This is a genomic window from Cognataquiflexum aquatile, from assembly GCF_003316845.1.
Classification (GTDB): domain Bacteria; phylum Bacteroidota; class Bacteroidia; order Cytophagales; family Cyclobacteriaceae; genus Cognataquiflexum; species Cognataquiflexum aquatile.
The window spans coordinates 350,587-373,453 of sequence record NZ_QMIK01000004.1 but is presented as its reverse complement, the minus strand read 5'-3'; the positions used below and the strand labels follow the sequence as shown (position 1 = coordinate 373,453).

The following is a 22,867-nucleotide window of genomic DNA, read 5'->3' as shown; positions in this document are numbered from 1 at the left end:
AATCATGGCATAGTCTCCAAAATCAATATGTATTTTTACAATTAATTATTAGAGAACAATGCAGCTTTTCTTCCACGAAAATATCACCGAAAACATTTTCTTTCTTGACCCTGAAGAATCAAAACACCTGATCAAAGTTTTGAGAAAAGACCAGGGTAATAAAGTAGATTTTACTGACGGTCATGGATACTTATACCAATGCGTAATATTAGACCCAAATCCAAAAAAAGCAGGATTGAAAGTGGTTGAGAGATTTTATGAACCTGAGGACGATTATTATATACACCTTGCCATTTGCCCGACAAAAAATCCTGACCGAATGGAGTGGATGATTGAAAAAATCACAGAAATCGGTGTTCACGAAATCACCCTGATAGAATCCGAACATTCAGAGCGGTCCTTTCTTAAACCTGACAGGTTGGAAAAAAAGATTATCTCAGCCTGTAAGCAAAGTATAAAGACGAGGGTTCCAAAATTAAATCCAATCTGTAAAATGGGGGAATTTGTGGCAAACAAAAAGTTTGATACTTACCAAAGGTTCATAGCTTATGTCGACCAAAACAATACCCAACACCTATTTGAAAAAGTAATACCAAACAGAGAATACCTAATCCTGATCGGACCTGAAGGAGATTTTTCTACCCAAGAGCTGGATCTTGCATTCAAGAATTTTTTTCTCCCCTGCTCATTGGGGAAAAGTAGACTGCGGACAGAAACAGCAGGAATTGCAGCTGTCCATACCTTCCAGTTGGTCAATAACTTGACAAAAACAGAATGAAAAATACAGTGAAGATTTTTTTCAAATAAATATGTCGAACAGGAAAAAGATGAACAAAAAATTAAAAATTCTTCTTTAATTGCCCGACACAAAAACCTAATTTTACTCATATAGAATTGATATTAACAAATTGGAAACAACGAGGATGGAATGTGATGAAAATGCGATAGTGAGTCAGGAGGAAGCCAAAAATGCTGAAGATGGACTGACCATTCTACTCTCAACCGATCAGGACGATGATCGCCCTGTATATTTGTCAGGAAATTTTAATCAATGGATTACCCAGGACAAAAAGTACCTGATGCAAAAAACTGCATCCGGAAAATACTCATTTACTTTCCCGCCTGAATTTGCATACCCCGCAGAACTGATTTATAAATTTACCAAAGGTGACTGGTCGGAAGTAGAAATTGACAAATTCGAGAATAAAACCCCGAACCGATTTTGTAAGAAAAAAACAGGTGTTCAAAAAGAACATGTACCTAAATGGCGTCAAAACTGGCTTCCGTATCGACCCAGTCAATTGCCTCAAGTACACCTGATTTCTGAAGAATTTGAGATTCCCCAACTCAACAAAACCCGTAAAGTATGGGCATTGCTGCCCCATGACTACAATACTTCAGAAGAACTTTATCCTGTGCTCTATTTGCAGGATGCCCAAAATCTTTTCAATGAAAACTCGCCTTTTGGCAACTGGCAAATAGATAAAAAACTCGCTGTCATGTCAGATTATGGGATCGGGAAAATCATCATTATCGCCATAGAACACGCCGAAAAAGAAAGGGTTTTGGAATATAATGTGGGAAAAACATTACTGGGGAAAGGCCAGGGAAAGCAGTACATCAGATTCCTGACAGACACACTAAAACCATTCGTCGACAAAAATTTCCGTACCAAACCTGAAAGGGAATTTACAGGTATCGGAGGCAGTTCCATGGGTGGATTGGTGAGTTTATTCAGTGGCCTGATCTATCCTGAGGTCTACGGCAAACTCATGATCTTCTCCCCTTCTCTTTGGGTGATCCCAAAGATCAAATTTTCCTTTTTGGACTTTTTCGACCCCCTGGAAACCAAAATATATCTCTATGCAGGAGGAAAAGAAAGTGCCACAATGGTCAGCCATATCAAAAAATTCAAAAAAAGACTCCTCAAAAGAGACACTCTCAGGGAAAAGATGGAAATACAGCTTAGTATTAATGAGCAAGGCAAACACAATGAAACTTATTGGAGTGATGAATTTCCAAAAGCAATAGAATGGCTTTTCTTCAGCAACCGAAAAGGTGATTTGTAGCAAAAAAAGTCAAAAACAGGTCAGTCTCCTGATCACCGACTTCAAAGAATTCTCTTTTGCCTTTTGAAAATTCGAAAATCACTTTATCTTGTCGTTATAGTTAAAATCCCTTCCATTAATCTGTTTTGAAAAATAATTTCCGCCTTTTTATAAATACACCTGTCCCAAAATATAATGAAAATATCCCCCATAAAATCTTCTGAAAATTTCAAAGGATTGGTCATCATTCCATTTTTTGAAATGGATGAAAGCGGACAAGCTATTTCCTTTGAATCATTTTCCATTTCCAAAAATCTATTCTTGGGGAAAAAGGACAGTCAATTTATCATTGAAGACAAAGTTTCCGATCGGATGTTTTTATTGCTTGGACTGGGCAAGGAACCTTCTTACAAAACCATCAAAACGGCCTTCAGGAGATTGACCTCCAAACAAGAAAATCTTTTTGAAAAAAAGGTTTTGGTCATTTTGGAGGATAAGATGGATACCGATTTTCTTGAAGCTGCTGTTTCAGGATTGGTTCTTGGCACTTATAGGCTTGGCCATTACAAGCAATCCGAAAAGGGTCCAAAAAATTGGTCAAAAGTCAATATTTCAATTTTATCAGCAATACCTGAACCAAAGAAAATAATCGAAAAAGGGCTGAAAATTGCTGATGCCCAAATCGAAACATTCCATTTGGTGGATTTGCCTCCAAATAAAATCACCCCGAAATATTTGGCGGATTGGGCTGCAAATGCAGGGAAAAAATTCGGTTTTGACGTTAAGGTTCTCGATAAAAAGAAGGCAGAAAAAGAAAACCTAAAGGCATTTTTAGCTGTCGGTCAGGGAAGTCATCGGGAACCCCAATTCATTGTCATGAAATACCGGTCCAAATCGGCTTCCAAGCATATAGGACTCGTAGGCAAAGGTGTCACCTTTGATACAGGTGGACTGAATATCAAAACCCAAGGCATGGTCCATATGAAATGTGACATGGGTGGCGCCGCCGCAGTTCTCGGAGCCATGCAGCTGATCGCTGACCTCCAACTCAATGTGAACGTATCAGCTGTGGTTCCCTGTGTCGAAAACGCCATTGATAGCCATTCTTTTTTGCCATCAGATGTGATTGGAAGCTATAGCGGCAAAACCATTGAAATCATCGATACAGATGCGGAAGGAAGATTGATTTTGGCAGATGGACTTTCTTACCTGATCCAAAATTACAAACCTGATACAGTCATTGATTTTGCAACGCTGACCGGAAGCGCGATAGGAACCTTTGGTTATGAATGTGCCGCTTTATTTTCCAAAAACGAAGAATTATCCAATAACCTCAAGCAGTCCGGAGAAAAAATAGGCGAAAGGCTGTGGTCTTTGCCTATGTGGGATGAATACAAAACCGAGATGGATTCGGAAATCGCCGACATCAAAAACTTTCATGGCAAACCTTACGCGGGTGCCATCACAGCAGCAAAATTTCTGGAGTTTTTTACAGAAAACCATACCTCATGGGCCCATATAGACATTGCCGGTACAGCTTTCGGTGATTCTGAATTTGCAAAAACAAAGCATGCCACTGCGTATGGAGTACATTTATTGATTAAATTGTTAGAAAATCTTTAGACCATGGAAGATAGCCCTAAGACATTTTTATGCATATCCAATTATTTCAAAGGAAGTGCATTTTTGATTGCCCTGAAAAAAGCCGGCAACAAAGTTTATTTGATCACCTCTGAAAAACTACGCGAAAACAATTGGCCAAGAGAATTCATAGATGAGATTTTCTACATGCCTGGCCAAGACTTAGATTGGGACCTTGAAACCTTGTTGATAGGAGTAGCGGGTTTGATGAAAGGCGTAAAAATCGACGCAATTGCAGCATTGGATGATTACGATGTGGAGAAAGCTACTTTCTTAAGGGAAAACCTCCGAATCCCCGGCATGGGTCAGACCACCGGAAGGTATTTTAGAGACAAACTCGCCATGAGAATGCGGGCAAAGGAAGCCGGAGTTTTGGTACCTGCATTTTCTGCCTTATTCAATGATGCCGAAATCAACCATTTTGCAGACAATGTACCGCCACCCTGGGTCTTGAAACCAAGGTCCGAAGCCTCTGCCCATGGCATTATTAAAGTATATGACAAAGACAGCCTTTGGCAGAATATCCATGAAATGGGCGATAACCGTCTACGATATTTGGTGGAGCAGTTTAAACCCGGAGATGTCTACCACGCTGATGGGCTCAATCTGGACGGAAAAAACATTTTCTGCACAGTTTCCAAATACCTTGCTACACCGATGGAAATCTCACAGGGTGGCGGAATATTCAGAAGCGCCAATGTCCCCTATGGTTCTGAGGATGATAAATCCATGCGGAAAGCAAATGAAGAAGTGATGAAAGCCTTTGGGATGAAAAACGGCGCCAGTCATACCGAATTCATCAAAGGAAAAGAAGACGGTGAAGTCTACTTTTTGGAAACATCCTCCAGAGTCGGTGGTGCCCATCTCGCTGAGATGGTCGAGGGTGCAACTGATATCAACCTTTGGACAGAATGGGCCAAAATTGAAGATACTATCGTAAAAGGGAAAAAATATAAGCTTCCCAAAGTGAAGAAAGGCTATGCAGGAATTGTCTTGACATTATCAAAATTCCAAGATCCTGATCTTTCTTCCTTCAATGACCCGGAAGTTTGTTTCAGAGTACCCCTGGATTACCATGCAGGTCTAATCGTCAAATCCGATAAACATGCAAGAGTGCGGGTATTGTTGGATGATTATGCAGAAAGGCTAAGCCAAGGTGTATCATCTGTTGGCGAACAGGAGAAAGTCAAAAAATTCCATTAGTAGTTTCATTGAAGCGTCAGCAATGCAAAAAACATTTCTGACGCTTTTTTTCTTTGACCCTCTTACATTTTTTATGGTGCTTGTCAGGTAAAAATTATTTGATTTGGTTTTTTTACAAAGTACTTTTAAAAAAACCTACCATCATGATGATCAAAAGAATTTCTGTGGCTGTTGGGATATGGCTTCTTTTCCAAATCCCGATCTTTGCCCAAGTGGATACAATCGAGGTATTCAGTAAGGCCATGAACAAAACCTTAAAAGCTGCTGTCGTGACACCTGAAGGTTATAGCCGTGGCAATAATTCCTATCCAACTGTCTATCTGCTCCATGGTGGTTCCGGAAGTTTTTCGGATTGGCACAAAAAAACTACCCAACCCGATCTTTTACCAAATCTAGCCAATCAATACGGAGTCATTTTCGTCACTCCGGGTGTGGGGCCGTCCTCCTATTACTATGACAGCCCATTATTAGACTCGGTACGGTACGAAACTTATTTCATCCAAGAACTGATCCCTTTTATAGATAAAAACTTCAGGACCATCAATGACCGAAATTCAAGGGCCATCACAGGCCTGTCGATGGGTGGACATGGTTCATTGATGCTGAGTGCAAAGCACCCGGAATTATTTATTGCGGCTGGAAGTATGAGTGGTCTGATGAACATCGACACCAGAATGTGGAAAGTACCAGAAGATTTCAGAAAACTTCGTTATGAAAGTCAAAAGGCAATGTTGGGGGAAATCACATATGATTCCCCCTTCACTGACTATACGGTGGTGGGACTTGTCGATAGGATGAAACAAAATGGGATTTCCCTGATCATAGATTGTGGGGTGGATGACTTTTTAATAGAAACAAACAGACAAATCCATCAACTGCTTCTTCAAAACCAAACTCCCCACGAATATACCGAAAGACCGGGTGCCCATACCTGGCAGTATTGGACGGAGGCTCTCCCATTCCACATGCTTTTCATTAACAGTGTATTTGCCAAAGCCAATGTAGATTGATGCCAAGCAAACACTCCAATTTTATTTATCTTAATTTCCCAAAATCGCAATTATGAAAAAAGGATGGTTTTTTCTGATTTCCCTACATTTCCTTAGCTTACTCTGCTTCTCCCAAAACGATATTTCAAAATGGCAGCTAAGGGCCCAAAATACTGAAATCATCAGAGACCAATGGGGCATTCCCCATGTCTATGGCAAAACTGATGCCGACGCGGTTTTTGGGATGGTCTATGCCCAGTGTGAAGACGATTTCAACCGGGTCGAAGTCAACTTTATCAATGCCATGGGAAGAATGGCCGAGGTGGAAGGAAGTGATATGCTCTTCCAGGATTTCAGAATGAAGCTGTATATCGACGAAGAAGTAGTCAAAAGCGAATACCAAAACTCCCCTGACTGGCTCAAAGAATTGATGAACGCATGGGCCGACGGGATCAATTATTACCTGCATACCCATCCTGAAGTCAAACCCAAGTTACTCACAAAATTCGAACCTTGGATGGCTTTGACTTTCAGCGAAGGAAGCATCGGCGGAGATATTGAAACCATTTCCACCAACGGACTCAAGTCATTTTATGGGAAAGAAATGCTTTCCGATCTTGTGTTGGAGGAAAGGGATTGGGATACTGAACCAAGAGGCAGCAATGGTTTTGCCATCGCACCCCAACTTTCGAAAAGCGGAAATGCGCTTTTTTTGATCAATCCACACACTTCCTTTTATTTCCGTCCTGAAGTACACATGGTCAGCGAAGAAGGACTCAATGCCTACGGCGCGGTGACTTGGGGGCAGTTTTTTATCTACCAGGGATTCAATGAATACAACGGTTGGATGCATACTTCCAGCAAAGCCGACGCGATAGACCATTATGCACTGATTGTAGAAAATAGAAAAGGAAAACACCATTATCAGTTTGGGAAAAAGTGGCTGCCACTGACTGAAAAAGAGATCAAACTCAAATACAAAGAGGGAGATCAGGTCAAAGAGCACTCGATAACAGCCTATTACAGCCATCACGGCCCGGTAATCAAGGTAGAAAACGGAAAATGGATCGCCATCGCCCTGATGGTAGAAAGAGAAAAAGCACTGATCCAATCATTTTCAAGAACAAAAACCAAAAACCACCAGGAGTTCAAAGCCACCATGGCACTCAAAACCAACTCCTCCAACAACACCGTCTATGCCGATAAGGAGGGAAATATTGTCTACTACCACGGTAATTTTGTTCCAAAAAGAGACCCGAAATTTGATTGGAGAAATACCGTCGACGGCAGCAATCCGGCCACAGATTGGAAAGGGCTGCATGAAGTCGAGGAAATGCTTTTGATCGAAAATCCTGAAAACGGATGGATCCAAAACTGTAATTCAGATCCTTTTACCGCGGCCGGACCCTTTTCTCCAAAGAGGGAAAGCTTTCCTGCTTACATGGCTTGGGATGTGGAAAATGCACGGGGACTGAATGCTGTGCGGGTTTTGACCGGCAAAAAAGATTTCACTTTGGAATCGTTGATAGCCACTGCCTACGACCCTAAGTTGATGGCATTTGAACCTTTGATCCCTTCTTTGGAGAAGACTTATGGGAATCTGCCCGAAACAGATCCACGAAAGGGAAAGCTAAAAAAGCCTATGGAAGTACTTTCCGATTGGGATAGAAATACCGGAGTGAGTTCTGTGGGAACGTCCTTGGCGGTATTTTGGGGAAACCAACTCCTGATGGAAGCCAAAGATATGGACAGACCTTGGGATGCTTATGTCTTTGATCTGCTTGCCAAAGAAGCACCTGATAGTATGAAGATCACCGCTTTTGAAAAAGCCGTGGACAAATTGGTGGAAGATTTTGGAACATGGAATACCCCTTGGGGAGAGATCAACAGGTTTCAGCGGGTTACCAATGACATCCAGGGAAGGTACGATGACCATCTCCCAAGCTTACCCATCGGCTATAATTCTTCCCTTTGGGGTTCATTGGCGGCGTATGGCAGCAGGGCATATCCCAATACAAAGAAATGGTACGGAAATGTCGGCAACAGCTTTGTGGCAGTAGTCGAATTTGGAGACAAAGTCAAAGCAAAAAGCCTCCTTGCCGGCGGTCAAAGCGGCAATCCCTTCTCTCCCCACTTTGTCGATCAGGCAGAAAGATACAGCAAAGGCGAATTCAAAGACGTCAGTTTCTATCGGGAAGATGTGCTTAAAAATGCGAGGAAGAAGTATAAGCCGGGAATGAGGGAGTAGTTTTCAGTTGCGAATTTTCTTCGTAGAAAGTTAGGGGAAAGTTATTTGTCAAAATTCTCAAAACATTTTACCCTTTCATGGTTGATGCGACCTTTCTTCGGTCCTGTTTCCCCGGTTGAACCAAAGGGATGAAAATCATGGAAAAAAGAATATCAACACGATTATTTTAGACCCCAAACGGTCCGGTCCAAATTGACTAAAAAAGGTTCTTCCCAGGCATCCCCCACTTCAAAGGCCAAATCACTCACCATACTGCTATACTCTTTGGATCAAAAAAAAACCACATTCATTTACATGAATGTGGTTTTTTATTCTGGATGATATTTGGACTTTTAGCACCTCGATGGATTTTTGATTATTTCATCTGAAGCCGAAATCTATATATTAGCTAGGGTTAAATGGAAGAGAAGATTTGTGCACGATAATTCTAAGTTTTCCGTCTATTCCTTTTTTGAAGACCCAGGTTTTTTCAACCATCGTTTCATTGCCTTCTTTATCAGTCACCCAAACATTGCCCATTGTAATCGCCACAGAACCATATATCTGGATACCTTGGTTGTCGGACCCGGCATTGTCATACCTGGCTTTTACCCAAGGCGTAAGGGCAAATCCTTTGTCGTTGGGAAAATCCGGATCTCCGCCGACAAAATAAGACAGGGCACCTTTTTTATCATTTCTGAAAGTCTGGTCACCAAATGCCAGGGTCGGTTTGAAAAATACCTTCCCATAATCGTAATTATATGCTTCTGACAAAACCTGTTCTGCAACTTTCCTGTAATCTCCGCCCTCCTCTTTGGTTTGACCGATTTTGACCAAAGCATCGCACCAAGCCTGCTGGGCAGCATTTACTTCATCATAGGTAATGATATATTGTGCACCTTCCTCTACATAGACCAAACCCAATTCATCGATCACACTTTGTACTTCAGGATTGGTAAGTGTTGCAGTTTGAGTATCTTCCTCGACTTTCTCTGCAGGTTTGGTGCAGGCAGCACTTATCAGACCTGTCAGGATAACAATCGCCATCAATTTCGTTTTTTGCATTTTTCTTTGTGTTGAATTTAGCCTACTTCTTAGAATGGTGTTCGGCAAGTCCATGCTCGTGAAACGCCAGAAAGTATCCTTTGTTAGGTTGGATCCTATTGAAATTTGTAGTGCTGACTATTAAAGAATTTTATGATTTCTAGGTTGGAAATTTAATTGAATTCATTCCGTCAAAAGAGGTACTTCCAAAGCCTAAGGGGGTACTTCCCAAGTCCCCCCACTTCATAGAAGAACTCACTCACCCTTTTATTTACCAAGCTTTTCCAAACCTTTGGTTTATTTTGAAATTATACCCTTTTATTTCTCCAATTTGAATTGGAATTCATGGATAAATCTTGATCTAACTTTGAGAAATTGGAATAAAACTCAAAATGATAGGAAGGCGTAATTTCAAATTACGACCAAGGCATGATTGATCTTTTGATAGGCAAAATTTTCATCCAAACCAATTTCCTGGAAACCTGTATCTAAAGGAGGCAGTTTTATCAATTTGCCTGAAAAATTTAATATCGGAATATTTCTATCTAGGGATCAATACTTCTATATTTAGAACCAAATCAGACTTTTATGAACCAAAATTTCACCTCCACCACCCTGACTGAGTCGGCAGCATTTGACACCGCCACGGTCACCCGAGTGATTCCGACTTATGTCTATGCGACCGTTTTTGCTTCCCTGTGCATCGCGGTGGGATTGCAATGGGACATTTCATGGCACATGAGTGTGGGCCGGGATGGCTTGTTTTCTCCGCCCCATATTCTGATTTATTTGGGTGCAGTGATTGCGGGGGTATTTTCGGGGATCAAGGTGTTGAAAACCAGCTTTTGGGGTTCCAAAGAAGAAAAGTCCCAAAGCATCAGATTTTGGGGGATTTTCCATGGTTCCTTGGGAGCGATGTTTTGCGTATGGGGCGCATTTGCGATGTTGACCTCCGCTCCTTTTGACGATTGGTGGCACAATACCTATGGTCTTGATGTAAAAATCCTCTCTCCACCCCATGCTTTGTTGGGGCTCGGGATGATGATGATCCAATTCGGCGCCATGATTTCGGTGATTGCAGCCCAAAATAAATTGGGAGAAAAAATGGATGCCCGCACCAAATCCCACCTCCAATGGATGTACGCGTTGTCCGCAGGGTTTTTGTTGGTGATGGTCTATACCTTGGTGTCTGAGTATTTCTTTTTGAATATGCTGCATGGGGTTTTGCCGTATCAGATCGCCGCTTTGATGTTTCCGCTTTTTTTGATTTCCATATCATTTGCCTCTCCATATAGATTTGCAGCGACCAAAATGGCATTGATATATACCTTTGTCATGGCAGCAATGGTGTGGATTATGCCTTTGTTTCCCGCCGAACCCAAGCTCAGTCCGGTTTTCAATTACATCACAAGGTTCCAGCCTTTTCATTTTCCCATTCTCCTGATTGTGCCGGCGATTGCCATTGACTATGCCATCGAAAAATGGAGAAATTCCAACAAGTGGCTTTTGGCAGTCCTGCTTTCCCTGATCTTCGTTGTCTGTTTTACCCCGGTACAATGGTACTTTTCTGAAGTTTTGATTTCTGAAATCGGCAGGGGTTGGTTCTTTGGCAGGTTCTCCTGGCCTTATTTTGCCAATCCAAGCTATGAATTCAGGTATCAGTTCAACCCCAATTTCTCTACCTATGGTTGGGATCTGATCAAAGGTCTCTTAATCGCTGTGGGTATTGGAATCCTGACTTCGAGAGTCGGGCTTTCTTGGGGCAATTGGATGAAGCAGGTGAAAAGATAGATTATGAAAAGAAAATCAGTATTGCCTATTCTCATTTTGCTTTGGTATTTGTCGAGCAGCCATATCGGAAGTCCAGGAGTCATTTATGAGGGTCTTCTCGGCCCTTACCGCATCCTCGCCAATATCCAACCGGCTGAAGTTGTCCCCGGAATCGCGAGGGTGACCATCATCATTCCCGAAAATCCTGAAAATATTACCCTTGAGGTTCGTCCTGTTTATTGGTCTGCCGGCCTTAAAGGAACTCCCAAAGCCGACCCCATGGTGGCGGTGCCCGGAGAACCGGGAAAATATGAAGGCGAATTGTGGTTTATGAATTCGGGAACTTCGAGTGTTCAGGTGATGATGCAGGCCAATGGGCAAACTTTTGAAGCGATCGTTCCGGTCATGGCTTGGCCTACAGCCAAGAATTCCATGACCTCCGAGTTGGGCATTCCGCTGACAATTCTGGGGATATTTTTGGTCATCCTGATGGTGACCATCATCTCCTCAGCGATGAGTGACAGCATCCGGGATCCGGGAAAAGAAAGAAACCCTGCTGTGGACAAAAGAAGAAAATATGGCATTGCCATCGGGTCAGTCATCATGCTCTTGGTACTTTGGGGAGGAAAAACCTGGTGGGATTCAGAATCTGAAAAATACAACGACTACCTTTTCAAACCCATCCAAGCCAATTCGCGAATTGAATCGGCAGCCGGGGAAAATTACCTTCACCTCGCAATAGACACCGCTACCCTCAAGCAAGGCAAAACCTCAAGAAAGCTCAGTCTGATAGTCCCCGACCACGGCAAGCTGATGCATTTGTTTTTGATCAGAAAGGGAGATTTGGATGTGTTTGCACACCTGCACCCTAAGCGGTTGGACTCCTTGAATTTCAAGGTAAAGCTACCTCCCATCCCGGCAGGCGATTACCATGTATATGCGGATATCACCCGGTTCACAGGGTTTTCAGAAACCATCATTTCAGATTTTTCTATTCCAGAAAATTCAAATTTCCAGCTCATATCCAATACAGATGTCGTATTGGGACGGGACGATACCTATACCTTTTCCAATCCTGTTTCGGGTAAAAAGACCTCATTGGATGGGGATATCATGATCTGTGGCAAACCCGGTATCAAAACCGATTTGCCGGGAGGATACTCAGCAGTTTGGGAAACTGATGGAGAAAACTTTGAAACTGGCACCCTCTATAATCTTGATTTTGCGCTTTTTGATCCGGAAGGAAATGCTGCCAAGCTTGAACCCTATCTCGGCATGATGGGTCATGCGGTAGTCCTGAAACACGACGGGTCTGTGTACATCCACCTCCATCCTACAGGCAATTATTCCATGGGTTCGCAACAGATGCTGCTCGAAAGATTTGAATCAGGCAAAATAGGCATGCAAAATTTGCCGTCAGGGCTGAGCTTTCCTGACAGCATCGATGGTGTGATCCAAGTTTTGAACCAAATGCCAGAAAAGGAACGGGACAGTCTCCTGATGGGGAATATGGTCCATCCCGACCCAACCGATCCCGATCACATCGAACACAGCATGGTCAGCTTCCCCTATGCCTTTCCCCAACCCGGCAATTACAGGATTTGGGTACAGGTAAAAATCGATGGAAAAATCGTCAACGGGGCTTTTGATGTGGAAGTGGAATAGAGCTTAAGAAAAAATCTAAGAATTACCATCAAGGGTTCAACCCTTTCAGGGTTGTTGCCATCTAACTTTTGTCCTTTTTACCCCCGGTTGCACCGGGGGCTATTGAAAAGTTCGACCACTTCATGGTCGGGAATTATTAAAGTTGTCCAAAAACAATGACACCAAATGGGTCAATTCTTTCATTGCAATGGGCTAATTCCTTTGGAAGTTTTAAATCCTGCTAATTCTTAACGACCCCAAAGGGGTCAAACCTCTCAATAGCCATAGGTGAAACCTATGGAAAAAAATGGTTTTTATTACCCACGGCCCCAACAGGATCAAACAATTTTCCACCAAGAGGGATTAACTTGGATTCTTGGAAAAACACCTCTTAAAATTGACTCTAAATCTCCTACCCCATCAAAACCTGCTTGTCCCAAGCAAACTTTACCAGTTTGCTTCCGAAGAAAATCAGGATAAATCCCACCAGGATATTGAGTTTGGTCATCAGTTTTGGGGTAACAAAACCCGAAAGCTGCTTGGCAATAAATGCCTTGAGCAGGTCGATGCAGAATACCGTCAGCAAGATCCCGGTGTAATACAGCCAAATATCCATCCTTTGGTACTCTTGCTTGAGGTTGACCAATCCGGCGATGGAGATCCAAAAAAGCATGACAAATGGGTTGACCCCGTTGATCCCAAATCCTTTCATAAACCCGGTTCTTTTTTTGGTTTTGGGCAAAGGTATCCCGCCGGTATTCGGTCTGTTCCTATTTTTTTTGAGAATGGTAGAAATCCCAAATCCCACCAACACCGCCCCACCGACATACCCAAGGATGATCTCAAAGTAGGGATTCTGAGCAAAGAGGGACACCCCAAAATACGTGATCAGGACATAGATCAGGTCGGAAAGCAAAATCCCCAAGGCAAGAATAGCGGCATACCTAAATCCATGTTCAAGGCTGTTTTGGATCAGCGCAAAAAATACCGGTCCGATCATCGCCGACAGTACCAGCCCCATGCTGATTCCTTCCCAAAGCGCCTGATTCATATTTTTATGCCGTTTTCTTTTAAGAATCCGAGCCACTGCTCCGCCTTCTCCCCTTTCAATACCCTCGGAAATTTGTTCTGTCCTCCTTCTTTTCCTTTGGATCTGAGCCAATCGTAAAAAACAGAAGGAGACAGCACCGTCAGCTTCACTTCTTTCAGGGCGTGCTTCCGCTCCACGACATAATCGTCGTTGAGTTGCTTCAGTTTCTCATCAATCTGACTTAGCAGTGCGGCATGATCCACTTCGTCATCAGAACCGACAAACCAATGGTGCATAAACAAGGACCCATGAGGCAAACCGAGAACGGTAAATTCCCTGATATTGAGGTTCATTTCTTCAGAAACCAATTCCACGGCTTTGTTCATATTGTCCATAGAAAGGTGCTCGCCACAAAGGCTCAAAAAATGCTTGGTCCTGCCTGTGATATAAATCTCACTTTCTTCTTTGGAAGTAAACCGGATAACGTCCCCAATCAGGTACCGCCATGCCCCGGCACAGGTACTGATGAGCAGGGCATAATCTGTTTCTTCTTCTATTTCGTCAATTTTAAGCGTTTTGGCATGGGGAAGAATTTCGCCCTCACTGTCAAAGTTCTCTTCATTGAAAGGGATGAATTCATGAAAAATCCCATTGTTTAGAACAAGCCGCATGGACCTACTGTCCGGTATCGCCTGAAATGCCAAAAATCCCTCCGATGCCAGGTAGGTTTCCATGTAAATCAGAGGCTTTTCAAGTAATCGTTCAAAACCCTGCTTGTAAGGCTCAAAGGAAACCCCACCATGGACAAAAATCTGAAGATTTGGCCACAGGTCATGGATGGTTTTGAGGTTATACCGCTCAATGATTTTTTCCAATAAAATCTGAAGCCAAGCCGGAACGCCGACGATGATGCCAATATCCCAATCCGGGGCTTTTTCTACAATTTGGTCCAGCTTTTCTCCCCAGTTTTTGTTTTTGGAGATTTTTTTCCCCGGCTTATAGAACCGCTGAAACCATATCGGCAATCTTCCGGTGGTGATTCCGCTTAAGTCCCCCGAAAAATACGTCCCATTGAATTCCAAATCTGTACTTCCCCCCAGCATCAAAATCCCTTTGGTAAATAATTTGTCAGGAAGGTCATATTTGGATAAGGTCAAAATCTGACGGACTCCGGTTTTTCGGATGGCTTTTACCATATCCTTGGTAATGGGAATATATTTCGAAGCGGCACCCGAGGTCCCTGAAGTCAATGCAAAATGCCGGATTGCTCCCGGCCATGTGATGTCTTCTTCTCCACCTTTGAGCCTATACCACCATTCACTGTAGATCGTATTGTAATTGTATATGGGAATCTGTTTGGTAAATGCTGTATAAAAATCATGTTCCCCTTTCTTGAACTCCTTTAAAATCAGGTCAAAATTATACTTTTTGGCAAATTCAGTATCCTTTGCTTTGATCAGTAGTTTTTTGAGTTCCCCTTTTTGAAGGTCCAATGGAGAACTGTATTCCTGAACCAAAGAATCCCTTAATCTGATACCTTTTTTTAGCAATGTACCCAATATCGCCATATCTTTGTTTGCGTTGATTTTGCCAAATTTACAGAATGGGTATCAAAGAAAACCTCCTATCATTAAAAAATACATTTGTAAATCCCCACTGTCTATTGGTGGCTGTCAGTAAGACCCATCCGGCAGATACCATCCTCGAAGCCTATGAACTTGGGGTCAGGGATTTTGGCGAAAACAAAGTACAGGAATTGGAAGAAAAACAGGCTGCGCTTCCAAAGGATATCCGGTGGCATTTTATCGGACACCTACAGACCAACAAAGTAAAGTATATCGCACCCTTCATATACCTGATCCATGGCGTGGATTCTCTGAAGCTCCTAACAGAAATCAACAAACAAGCCGAAAAAGCAGGAAGGGTTATCAATTGTTTACTACAGGTTTACATCGCCAAAGAAGAAAGTAAATTTGGTCTCGACGAAAAGGAATTGGAGGAACTTGTCCAAAGTGAAGCCGTAAAATCTCTTTCCCATGTGAAAATTGTGGGTTTGATGGGCATGGCAACTTTTACCGACAACGAGAATACTGTAAGGGAGGAATTCAGAAATTTGAAATCTATCTTCGATAAATTAAAAACCAAAAAACTTACGTCAAACTTTGACCTGAGAGAGATTTCTATGGGAATGAGTGGGGATTACATCATTGCGCAGGAAGAAGGGAGTACCATGGTCAGGATCGGAACTGCCATTTTTGGCGAAAGAGAATACAAATAGATTATGAAAGTTAATTTTATTCAGATAGCGGCGATTGTTGGCGCGACGGCAGTGGGAGTAGGTGCTTTTGGGGCACATGGTTTGGAGCCGATTTTGGAATCCAATGGAAGGTCGGATACCTTTGAAACGGCCGTCAAATATCATTTTTACCATACCTTGGCCATGTTGGCAGTAGCTGTTTGGTATCATTTTCAACCAGAAAGAAAAATATTAGTGAAAGCCATGTGGTCCTTTCTAATAGGAATCCTAATTTTTTCAGGTTCGCTGTATGTCCTTTCACTGACCGGTATCACTTGGATTGGAGCCATTACGCCTTTGGGCGGAGTTGCGTTTATTGTGGGTTGGTTGTTTTTGTTTTGGGCAGGAAAAAAACAAGGAATCTGATTTCAATGGATATTAAAAAAACCATCCTCCCCTTATTCCTCGCATTATTCTTCCTCTCCCCTCTTTGGGGACAGGAAGCTGATTTCAGGGCTAAATATGCAGGCTTGGATAGTCTTCTCAATGAGAAATCATTTTTTGGCAACCACCTGACAGGATTCATTCTTTTTGAACCGGACAGCCAAAGGGTCATTTTTGAAAAAAACAGCCACATGAATTTCATCCCGGCTTCCACCACAAAACTCCTGACTTTTTATGGAAGCATCATGATGCTGAATGACAGCCTACCTGCATTCCGCTATGTAGAAAACGGAAAGCAAATTACCATTTGGGGAACAGGCTATCCGGGATGGAAATACAGTAAACTACCACAACCTGATATCGATGGATCCCTTCAAAAATATGAAACCATCCAATTCTCTGACAAAAACTGGAAAGACGAAGCTTTTGGCTACGGTTGGCAATGGGACGATTATTATTATTCCTATTCTGCCGAAAAATCCCCATTTCCCATCTATGGAAATTTTGTCACTTTCACCAACCAAAAGAAGGTTCCCAAAGCCAATATCCCTTCTTTTGGGAAAATCTCCGTCAACCCGGACAAAACAAACAAAGGCGTAGAAAGGCAATTGCATGAGAATGCCTTTTATTTCAATCCCGACACCTATACAGAAACCAAGTCTGAAATCCCTTTTATCACTTCGGCTAAGACATTCTCACTTTTAGCTGGGGAAGAATTGAAAAAAAACATCACTGTTGTGGATGAAAGTCTCCCAATGGATCATCAGGTTTTTTATGGAGGAGCCCTTGAACCGCTTTGGATAGAAATGCTTCAGGAAAGTGACAATTTCATTGCCGAGCAGCTGCTCTTGATGATGTCTGACAAACAGTTTTTGGAACTCAATTCGGAGAGAATCATTGAATACATTCAAAAAACTTATTTGTCGGATCTTGCTGACAGACCAAAATGGGTAGATGGATCGGGACTTTCCCGGCATAACCTGATTACGCCGCGGTCGATGGTTTCCCTTTTGGTCAAAATAGAAAAAGAGATACCCCGGAATCAAGTAATGCAACTCCTCCCGCAAGGTGGCATCAGCGGCACTTTAAAAAACAATTACAAAGCACGAACTCCTTACATCTTTGCAAAAACAGGTACCGTGGCCAACAACCACGGCCTTGTGGGCTATATCAAAGTTGACTCGGGAAAGGTTTATGCATTTGCCTTTATGAATAACAACTACCTCAACAAAGCACCCGAAGTGAGAAGGGAAATGGAAAAAGTGATGCTGTACATCAAGGAGAATTTCTGAAATAGGCACCATCCATTTCTGATCAAGGGTTTACCTTATCTTGGAAAAAAAGCCACTATTCCTTAGCTTAGAATAAAGAGATTTGGTCTCAAATGTTTTCAAAATGAAAAATCAAGAATCCGGCAAGCTCAATTACTCCAATCCTGAAGAAAAGGAAGCCAAAAGGATTGCAGAAGTGAAGTCACTTTCCTATTTGGAACGGCTTGAGCGTTTGATGGCAATATTAGAGATTTCCTTCCTGGTCAAAAATGGGACAAAAATAAAAAACAATGATCAGTCAAATAGTTGATATCTGGAGACAATTCCACATTAACCAAGTCAAGTACTTGACAATAGGCGGATTCGCTGTAAATATCTATGGATTCAACCGCAACACAGGGGACATTGATATTTACATCAAGGATTCAGTTGAAAACCGAAATAACCTAAGAAAAGCTTTGAAGGATGCCGGAATTGGTGATTTTAAACAAATTGAAATCTTACAATTTGTACCTGGATGGACGGATTTTAGTTTGGATTCTGGAATGCGATTGGATATTATGACAGAGGTCAAAGGTTTGGAAAACATACCATTTGACGAACTTTGGAAATTGGCTACGGTGGTAATGGTAGAAGAAATACCTGTTTTCTTCCTCGATTACAATAACTTAATTGCATCAAAAAAGGCAGTAAACAGACCTAAAGACCAACTCGATATTGAAGAATTGGAAAAATTGAATCAACTCCCTCAATAAAAGTCCAAATCCTTTTTATTTTTTTGTGATTAAATAAGCCATTAACTATTGAAATATAAATGAACAAACGTCACTTTATAAAATCAGCCCTCCTTGGTGTCGGTACTTTACCTCTTGTTTCATTCCTACCCAAATCAGAAGACCCAAAAAAGAAACTTTTTCCAAATCCTTTTGAAAAAGGTGATATGGTTGGTTTGGTCAGTCCTTCTGCGGCTACCTCAGAGCGTATTCAGTTTGAATTTGCAAAAGAGTCTTTGGAAGCTTTGGGTCTTCAGGTCAAACTGGGTGAAAACCTCAAAAACCGGAGAGGACACCTTGCAGGTTCAGATCAGGAGCGCGCGGATGACCTCAACGGAATGTTTGCCGATCCGGAAGTCAAAGCCGTCATATGCATTCGGGGAGGTTCAGGCGCTGCGAGGATTCTTGATCTGATCGATTATGAAGTGATCAAAAAGAACCCAAAACCGATTTTGGGTTATTCAGATATAACCGCTTTACATTGTGCCATCCATTCACAGACAGGTTTGGTCACTTTCCACGGACCTAACGGTACCGGAAGCTGGAACAATTTCAATGTAAGCCAATTTCAAAAACTGTTCTTTGACAAAACATTGCCTGTATTCCAAAATGAACAAATCAAAGGAGATGATTTGATAGTAAAGCAAAACAGGATTCAGACTTTAATCGGTGGAAAAGCTTCAGGAAAGATCTTGGGAGGAAACCTGACGGTGTTGAGTTCCTTGTCCGGGACACCTTATTATCCTGATTTCAAAGATGCTATCCTCTTTGTTGAAGATATCGGAGAAGATCCTTACAAAATCGACAGGATGTTTAGCACATTAAAACTCAACGGGACATTGGCCAAGATCAAAGGATTTATTTTTGGGCAATGTACGGATTGCAATCCCGGCGGCGGATATGGCTCATTGACTTTGGATGATATCATGGATGATTACATTCTTCCGCTGAATATCCCTTCCTACCGGGGTGCGATGATCGGGCATGTTGCCAAGCAGTTTATTGTTCCCTGCGGCGCAAATGTAGAAATGGATGCTGATGCAGGGACATTTACCTTGACTGAAGGTATTTTTAAATCTAAATAATCTTTACATGAAACCAGTCGCACTCATCATTTTGATGATTTCAGGCCTTTATCTAGGCTGCATAGAAAAAGAAAAAACAGACATAATGGAAGAAAAAACATACACCTATCTGGCTTTGGGGGATTCCTATACAATCGGTGAGGGAGTCGAAGAATCAGGAAGATACCCAAACCAAGCTGTAGAAATCCTGAAATCAAAAGGTCTGATTTTTGAAAAAACAACCATCATAGCAAAAACAGGGTGGACGACCGACGAATTGGATCAAGGTATTGAATCAGCAGGGATTCAAGGAAAAACCTATGATTTGGTCACGCTTTTGATTGGAGTCAACAACCAATACAGAGGGCGGCCGGTCTCTGATTACGAGACTGAATTCAGGAAAATGCTGACCAAAGCCATTCGATTTGCAAAAGGAAACCCAAAGCATGTCGTGGTTATTTCCATTCCCGATTGGGGAGTTACTCCTTTTGCAACTGACAGGGGTACAGACAGGGAAAAAGTAGCCAAGGAAATTGATGCTTACAATATGGCCAAGGAACGAATTTCCAAAGAATTGGGCGTGTATTACATCGATATCACGGAAGAGTATAGGAAAATCGGCGCATTGCCTGAAATGGTTGTCGAAGACAAACTCCATCCAAGTGCTTTGGTTTACAAATCCTGGGCGGAGAAACTGGCAAAAGTGATTATCACTGATATGACCTTCTAAAGAAAATCGTATTTAGGACTTTTTAACTTTCTGAAGGGTAAAATCTCCAATCAAAAGAGTGGTAACCTTCGTCTTGGATCAAGAACAAACCAAATAGCATAAAAATGAAACGTCTTCTGATCTTCTCTTTTGGAATATTTCTTATTACAATGTATTCCTGCAAATCAACCAAATTATCTGAAAACCAGAATATGGAAGAAAAAGTATTTTGGATAAACAGCACCAAACTTCCCTATCAGGGAGTTGGTCCGATGACTTGCCTTCAGATCCAGGAAGGTGAAGAAATCGAGGAAGGAAAATGGTTGAATTTTTTCAGAAATATCGAAGGATTTGATTACAAACCCGGAAACATTTACCGTATCAAAGTCAATGTGGAGCAACTCCCTCCTCATATTCCGGCTGATGCTTCAAGCCTCAGATACACCTTGGTAGAGGTAATTTCCGAGCAACAGGACAGAACCCTCCGCATCACGGATATTTTCAAAATAGAAAAGGTAGGCGAAATTGAAAATCCTGTCGGGATGGGAAAATCATTGACCGTTGAATTCAATGCTGCAGAAAGAGGAGTTTTCGGATTCTCGGGATGCAATACCTTTAGAGGTCCTATCACAAAACTGACAGAAACAGAAATTGAATTCGGAAATTTGATGAGTACAATGATGGCCTGTCCACAGATGGATATGACATTGGAAAGGACCGTAACCCAAGCTTTACAAAAAGTCAAAAAGTTTACCTTCGAAAACAGACGGCTTGTTTTGAAGGACCAAGAAGAAAAGGAGTTATTGATTCTGTTGAAAGTGGATTGACCATTTGACATAAAAAAGCCGATAGGAAATAAATACTATCGGCTTTGATTTTTTAAGCTCAGTACAATTTATTGTCCTTTCGGCACCACATTGACTTTCAAAGATACTTTTTCAATTGGTTCGGAAGCGTTGGAGTAGATGCGGATAATTGGGTTTTGGGTGCCCATTTTGCCTGCAGAGTTATACACTACTTTCAACTCTCCTGTTGCACCCGGAGCGATTGCATCCTTTGGCCAATTGGGAGCAGTACAGCCACAAGTGACTGCCACATTTTGGATTTTGAGCGGTGAATCACCTGTGTTTTTGAAAGTAAAAACGTGTTCTACTTTTTCACCTTGGGTAATGGTGCCAAAGTCTCTTTCTTTCACTTGGAACTCGATTACCGGTCCTTTTTGATCTTGCGAGTAAACGGTAAATGCCATCAGGACAGCTACCACGAATAAAAGGGTTTTTTTCATTTTTAATTGTATTTAGGTGTTAAACTTCTAAATCATTTCCTTTAAGGTAAAATTTGGGATGAAAGTTCACCATAAAGAGTTCTTTCTTTGCCCTGGTCATTGCGGTATAAAGCCATCGGATATAATCTTGATTTACCATTTCGTCAGTCAGGTATCCCTGATCTACAAATACGGCGTCCCATTGTCCACCCTGAGCTTTATGACACGTCAATGCATACGCAAACTTGACCTGTAAAGCCGAAAGATAAGAATCTTTTTTTATCAATTCCATTCTTTCAGTCTTGTTTGCCACATCGGCATAATCTTCCGATACTTGTCGGTATAGATCCTTGTATTGTTCCGGACTCAATGCCGGAAAAGGACTGTAGAGTGTATCCAAGATTACTTTTGCTTCGAAATAAGGTTCATCGGGATAGTCGATCAGCCTGAGTTCCAAGGTTGCAAATCTCAGACCATACATTTCTTTAAATGACCTGATCTTGATTACTTCCGCAAAATCACCGTTTGCAAGAAAGTTTACTTTCTCTGACTCGGCCATATATACATAATTGTTTTTGACAACCATCAGCATATCTCCTGCCGAGATCTCATCTTCGAAGAAGTGGATTGTTCTTCTTATGTATTGGTTGTATTGGACAGCGGACTTATTTGATCTTGTGATGATGGTGGTATTTTCGATACCATATTTTTCATAGGCATAGCGCAGCCCATCTTCCAGTCTTTCCCCTGTCATTCTAAAAAAGTCCCGAAACCCGGAAGTCACCATCTCCACAGTTGGGGTTTCTTTGGTAAGTGTTTGTCTCAGTTGTGTGGCATTGTACAAAATGCCTGAAGCCAACTGCTGCCTCATCACTTCCTTCAATTCTACGCCATCTACCTCCAACCTGAAATTCCGAATCAAATAATTTTTGTCCAATCCCGGACTGGATGAACTCCCGACAGGAGGCAATTGGGCCATATCACCCACCAAGATGAGTTGGTTGGTCGACTCTTGAAATACAAACTGGATCAAATCCTTAAGTAAACTTCTACCAGATGTAGTATCATCAGAAAGCATCGAAGCTTCATCGACTATGAATAAAGTGTCTTTGAAATAGTTCTTTTGAAGCACGAAACCCTGACCCAAATCCCCTGCTTCGCCTTTTGGCTTATAAATGATTTTATGGATGGTAAAAGCAGCTTTATTGCTATAATTGCCCATGACTTTTGCTGCACGTCCTGTCGGTGCCAGCAAAAGGGATTTGAATTTGACCTTGGGAAGGGTTTTGACCAAGGCAGATATAAGGGATGTCTTGCCGGTACCGGCATAACCCCTGAGCAAAAAAGCCTTGCTTCCCGTTGATTTTCGGGTTAAAAATCCATCCATGTGCAAAAAAAAATCCATTTGTCCCGAAGTAGGTTCAAAAGGGAAATTTCTTTTCAATAAGGCGGAAGGCTTTAAGCTGTCTTGACTATCTTTACCAATCATCTTGACGAAGCTAAGGCTAAT

Annotated in this window: 21 protein-coding genes; 16 read left to right on the top strand and 5 right to left on the bottom strand. The window is 42.0% G+C overall.

The genetic code is table 11. The annotated features are described in order from the left end of the window. Positions 1 to 58 precede the first annotated feature (58 nt). The 6 genes from DQW11_RS13185 to DQW11_RS13160 all read left to right on the top strand — a co-directional run bounded on the left by DQW11_RS13185 (position 59) and on the right by DQW11_RS13160 (position 8,129). A complete protein-coding gene (locus DQW11_RS13185) occupies positions 59 to 778 on the top strand; it encodes a 16S rRNA (uracil(1498)-N(3))-methyltransferase (protein ID WP_113924536.1) in 720 nt (239 codons plus the stop codon). 130 nt (positions 779 to 908) lie between these two features. Beyond that, on the top strand, positions 909 to 2,069 hold the full coding sequence (locus DQW11_RS13180) for an alpha/beta hydrolase (protein ID WP_317047885.1): 1,161 nt from the start codon (positions 909 to 911) through the stop codon (positions 2,067 to 2,069). A gap of 174 nt (positions 2,070 to 2,243) precedes the next feature. Continuing rightward, positions 2,244 to 3,671 (top strand): leucyl aminopeptidase family protein, encoded by a 1,428-nt coding sequence (locus DQW11_RS13175; protein WP_113924534.1) that lies wholly within the window; start codon positions 2,244 to 2,246, stop codon positions 3,669 to 3,671. 3 nt (positions 3,672 to 3,674) lie between these two features. Further along, entirely contained in the window at positions 3,675 to 4,892 is a 1,218-nt protein-coding gene (locus DQW11_RS13170) for an ATP-grasp domain-containing protein (RefSeq protein WP_113924533.1), read from the top strand. Positions 4,893 to 5,038: 146 nt separating this feature from the next. Continuing rightward, positions 5,039 to 5,902 (top strand): alpha/beta hydrolase, encoded by an 864-nt coding sequence (locus DQW11_RS13165; protein WP_113924921.1) that lies wholly within the window; start codon positions 5,039 to 5,041, stop codon positions 5,900 to 5,902. Between the two features lie 52 nt (positions 5,903 to 5,954). Further along, positions 5,955 to 8,129: a penicillin acylase family protein gene (locus DQW11_RS13160; RefSeq protein WP_113924532.1), complete on the top strand. Its 2,175-nt coding sequence runs from the start codon at positions 5,955 to 5,957 to the stop codon at positions 8,127 to 8,129. A 384-nt stretch (positions 8,130 to 8,513) separates the two neighbouring features. On the opposite strand, the gene DQW11_RS13155 is transcribed toward DQW11_RS13160, so the two are convergent. Next, entirely contained in the window at positions 8,514 to 9,173 is a 660-nt protein-coding gene (locus DQW11_RS13155) for a hypothetical protein (protein WP_198669896.1), read from the bottom strand. Positions 9,174 to 9,740: 567 nt separating this feature from the next. Between DQW11_RS13155 and DQW11_RS13150 the strand changes: the two genes are divergently transcribed. Beyond that, complete coding sequence (locus DQW11_RS13150; protein WP_113924531.1) at positions 9,741 to 10,943, top strand: hypothetical protein; 1,203 nt, start codon at positions 9,741 to 9,743, stop codon at positions 10,941 to 10,943. Between the two features lie 3 nt (positions 10,944 to 10,946). Further along, on the top strand, positions 10,947 to 12,587 hold the full coding sequence (locus DQW11_RS13145; RefSeq protein ID WP_232826742.1) for a hypothetical protein: 1,641 nt from the start codon (positions 10,947 to 10,949) through the stop codon (positions 12,585 to 12,587). A 391-nt stretch (positions 12,588 to 12,978) separates the two neighbouring features. Here the strand turns inward: DQW11_RS13145 and DQW11_RS13140 are convergent, their stop codons facing one another. Together DQW11_RS13140 and DQW11_RS13135 are read right to left on the bottom strand one after the other, a co-directional pair. Further along, positions 12,979 to 13,617, bottom strand: coding sequence for a LysE family translocator (locus DQW11_RS13140; protein ID WP_113924530.1), 639 nt, complete (start codon positions 13,615 to 13,617; stop codon positions 12,979 to 12,981). Beyond that, a complete protein-coding gene (locus tag DQW11_RS13135; protein WP_113924529.1) occupies positions 13,614 to 15,164 on the bottom strand; it encodes a GH3 family domain-containing protein in 1,551 nt (516 codons plus the stop codon). Before DQW11_RS13135 ends, DQW11_RS13140 begins: the two co-directional genes overlap by 4 nt. 35 nt (positions 15,165 to 15,199) lie before the next feature. Here DQW11_RS13135 and DQW11_RS13130 point away from each other — a divergent pair, with 35 nt between their 5' ends. The 8 genes from DQW11_RS13130 to DQW11_RS13095 all read left to right on the top strand — a co-directional run bounded on the left by DQW11_RS13130 (position 15,200) and on the right by DQW11_RS13095 (position 20,920). Then, the gene (locus tag DQW11_RS13130; protein WP_113924528.1) at positions 15,200 to 15,874 is read left to right on the top strand and encodes a YggS family pyridoxal phosphate-dependent enzyme; all 675 of its coding nucleotides are present in this window, start codon (positions 15,200 to 15,202) and stop codon (positions 15,872 to 15,874) included. Between the two features lie 3 nt (positions 15,875 to 15,877). Then, positions 15,878 to 16,258, top strand: a complete 381-nt coding sequence (locus DQW11_RS13125) for a DUF423 domain-containing protein (protein WP_113924527.1) — start codon at positions 15,878 to 15,880, stop codon at positions 16,256 to 16,258. Positions 16,259 to 16,263: 5 nt separating this feature from the next. Then, positions 16,264 to 17,568: a D-alanyl-D-alanine carboxypeptidase gene (locus DQW11_RS13120; protein WP_113924526.1), complete on the top strand. Its 1,305-nt coding sequence runs from the start codon at positions 16,264 to 16,266 to the stop codon at positions 17,566 to 17,568. A gap of 103 nt (positions 17,569 to 17,671) precedes the next feature. Continuing rightward, on the top strand, positions 17,672 to 17,857 hold the full coding sequence (locus DQW11_RS13115; protein ID WP_113924525.1) for a hypothetical protein: 186 nt from the start codon (positions 17,672 to 17,674) through the stop codon (positions 17,855 to 17,857). Then, positions 17,838 to 18,302, top strand: coding sequence for a DUF6036 family nucleotidyltransferase (locus tag DQW11_RS13110; RefSeq protein ID WP_113924524.1), 465 nt, complete (start codon positions 17,838 to 17,840; stop codon positions 18,300 to 18,302). Before DQW11_RS13115 ends, DQW11_RS13110 begins: the two co-directional genes overlap by 20 nt. 59 nt (positions 18,303 to 18,361) lie before the next feature. After that, positions 18,362 to 19,405, top strand: a complete 1,044-nt coding sequence (locus DQW11_RS13105; protein WP_113924523.1) for a S66 peptidase family protein — start codon at positions 18,362 to 18,364, stop codon at positions 19,403 to 19,405. Between the two features lie 7 nt (positions 19,406 to 19,412). Next, positions 19,413 to 20,114: an SGNH/GDSL hydrolase family protein gene (locus DQW11_RS13100; RefSeq protein ID WP_113924522.1), complete on the top strand. Its 702-nt coding sequence runs from the start codon at positions 19,413 to 19,415 to the stop codon at positions 20,112 to 20,114. 104 nt (positions 20,115 to 20,218) lie between these two features. Then, the gene (locus tag DQW11_RS13095) at positions 20,219 to 20,920 is read left to right on the top strand and encodes a DUF4377 domain-containing protein (protein ID WP_113924521.1); all 702 of its coding nucleotides are present in this window, start codon (positions 20,219 to 20,221) and stop codon (positions 20,918 to 20,920) included. A gap of 68 nt (positions 20,921 to 20,988) precedes the next feature. Here DQW11_RS13095 and DQW11_RS13090 read toward each other — a convergent pair whose 3' ends face one another. Then, positions 20,989 to 21,378: a DUF1573 domain-containing protein gene (locus DQW11_RS13090; RefSeq protein WP_113924520.1), complete on the bottom strand. Its 390-nt coding sequence runs from the start codon at positions 21,376 to 21,378 to the stop codon at positions 20,989 to 20,991. 19 nt (positions 21,379 to 21,397) lie between these two features. After that, positions 21,398 to 22,846 carry an ATP-dependent DNA helicase gene (locus DQW11_RS13085; protein ID WP_113924519.1) on the bottom strand — a complete coding sequence of 483 codons (1,449 nt, stop codon included), beginning with the start codon at positions 22,844 to 22,846 and terminating at the stop codon, positions 21,398 to 21,400. Positions 22,847 to 22,867 lie beyond the last annotated feature (21 nt).

Excerpts from the sequence above, each read along its gene's own strand:
- DQW11_RS13185 (WP_113924536.1), top strand. The coding sequence starts at position 59 with ATGCAGCTTTTCTTCCACGAAAATATCACCGAAAACATTTTCTTTCTT.
- DQW11_RS13175 (WP_113924534.1), top strand. The coding sequence starts at position 2,244 with ATGAAAATATCCCCCATAAAATCTTCTGAAAATTTCAAAGGATTGGTC.
- DQW11_RS13170 (WP_113924533.1), top strand. The coding sequence starts at position 3,675 with ATGGAAGATAGCCCTAAGACATTTTTATGCATATCCAATTATTTCAAA.
- DQW11_RS13165 (WP_113924921.1), top strand. The coding sequence starts at position 5,039 with ATGATCAAAAGAATTTCTGTGGCTGTTGGGATATGGCTTCTTTTCCAA.
- DQW11_RS13160 (WP_113924532.1), top strand. The coding sequence starts at position 5,955 with ATGAAAAAAGGATGGTTTTTTCTGATTTCCCTACATTTCCTTAGCTTA.
- DQW11_RS13155 (WP_198669896.1), bottom strand. The coding sequence starts at position 9,173 with ATGCAAAAAACGAAATTGATGGCGATTGTTATCCTGACAGGTCTGATA.
- DQW11_RS13150 (WP_113924531.1), top strand. The coding sequence starts at position 9,741 with ATGAACCAAAATTTCACCTCCACCACCCTGACTGAGTCGGCAGCATTT.
- DQW11_RS13145 (WP_232826742.1), top strand. The coding sequence starts at position 10,947 with ATGAAAAGAAAATCAGTATTGCCTATTCTCATTTTGCTTTGGTATTTG.
- DQW11_RS13140 (WP_113924530.1), bottom strand. The coding sequence starts at position 13,617 with ATGAATCAGGCGCTTTGGGAAGGAATCAGCATGGGGCTGGTACTGTCG.
- DQW11_RS13135 (WP_113924529.1), bottom strand. The coding sequence starts at position 15,164 with ATGGCGATATTGGGTACATTGCTAAAAAAAGGTATCAGATTAAGGGAT.
- DQW11_RS13130 (WP_113924528.1), top strand. The coding sequence starts at position 15,200 with ATGGGTATCAAAGAAAACCTCCTATCATTAAAAAATACATTTGTAAAT.
- DQW11_RS13125 (WP_113924527.1), top strand. The coding sequence starts at position 15,878 with ATGAAAGTTAATTTTATTCAGATAGCGGCGATTGTTGGCGCGACGGCA.
- DQW11_RS13120 (WP_113924526.1), top strand. The coding sequence starts at position 16,264 with ATGGATATTAAAAAAACCATCCTCCCCTTATTCCTCGCATTATTCTTC.
- DQW11_RS13115 (WP_113924525.1), top strand. The coding sequence starts at position 17,672 with ATGAAAAATCAAGAATCCGGCAAGCTCAATTACTCCAATCCTGAAGAA.
- DQW11_RS13110 (WP_113924524.1), top strand. The coding sequence starts at position 17,838 with ATGATCAGTCAAATAGTTGATATCTGGAGACAATTCCACATTAACCAA.
- DQW11_RS13105 (WP_113924523.1), top strand. The coding sequence starts at position 18,362 with ATGAACAAACGTCACTTTATAAAATCAGCCCTCCTTGGTGTCGGTACT.
- DQW11_RS13100 (WP_113924522.1), top strand. The coding sequence starts at position 19,413 with ATGAAACCAGTCGCACTCATCATTTTGATGATTTCAGGCCTTTATCTA.
- DQW11_RS13095 (WP_113924521.1), top strand. The coding sequence starts at position 20,219 with ATGAAACGTCTTCTGATCTTCTCTTTTGGAATATTTCTTATTACAATG.
- DQW11_RS13090 (WP_113924520.1), bottom strand. The coding sequence starts at position 21,378 with ATGAAAAAAACCCTTTTATTCGTGGTAGCTGTCCTGATGGCATTTACC.
- DQW11_RS13085 (WP_113924519.1), bottom strand. The coding sequence starts at position 22,846 with ATGATTGGTAAAGATAGTCAAGACAGCTTAAAGCCTTCCGCCTTATTG.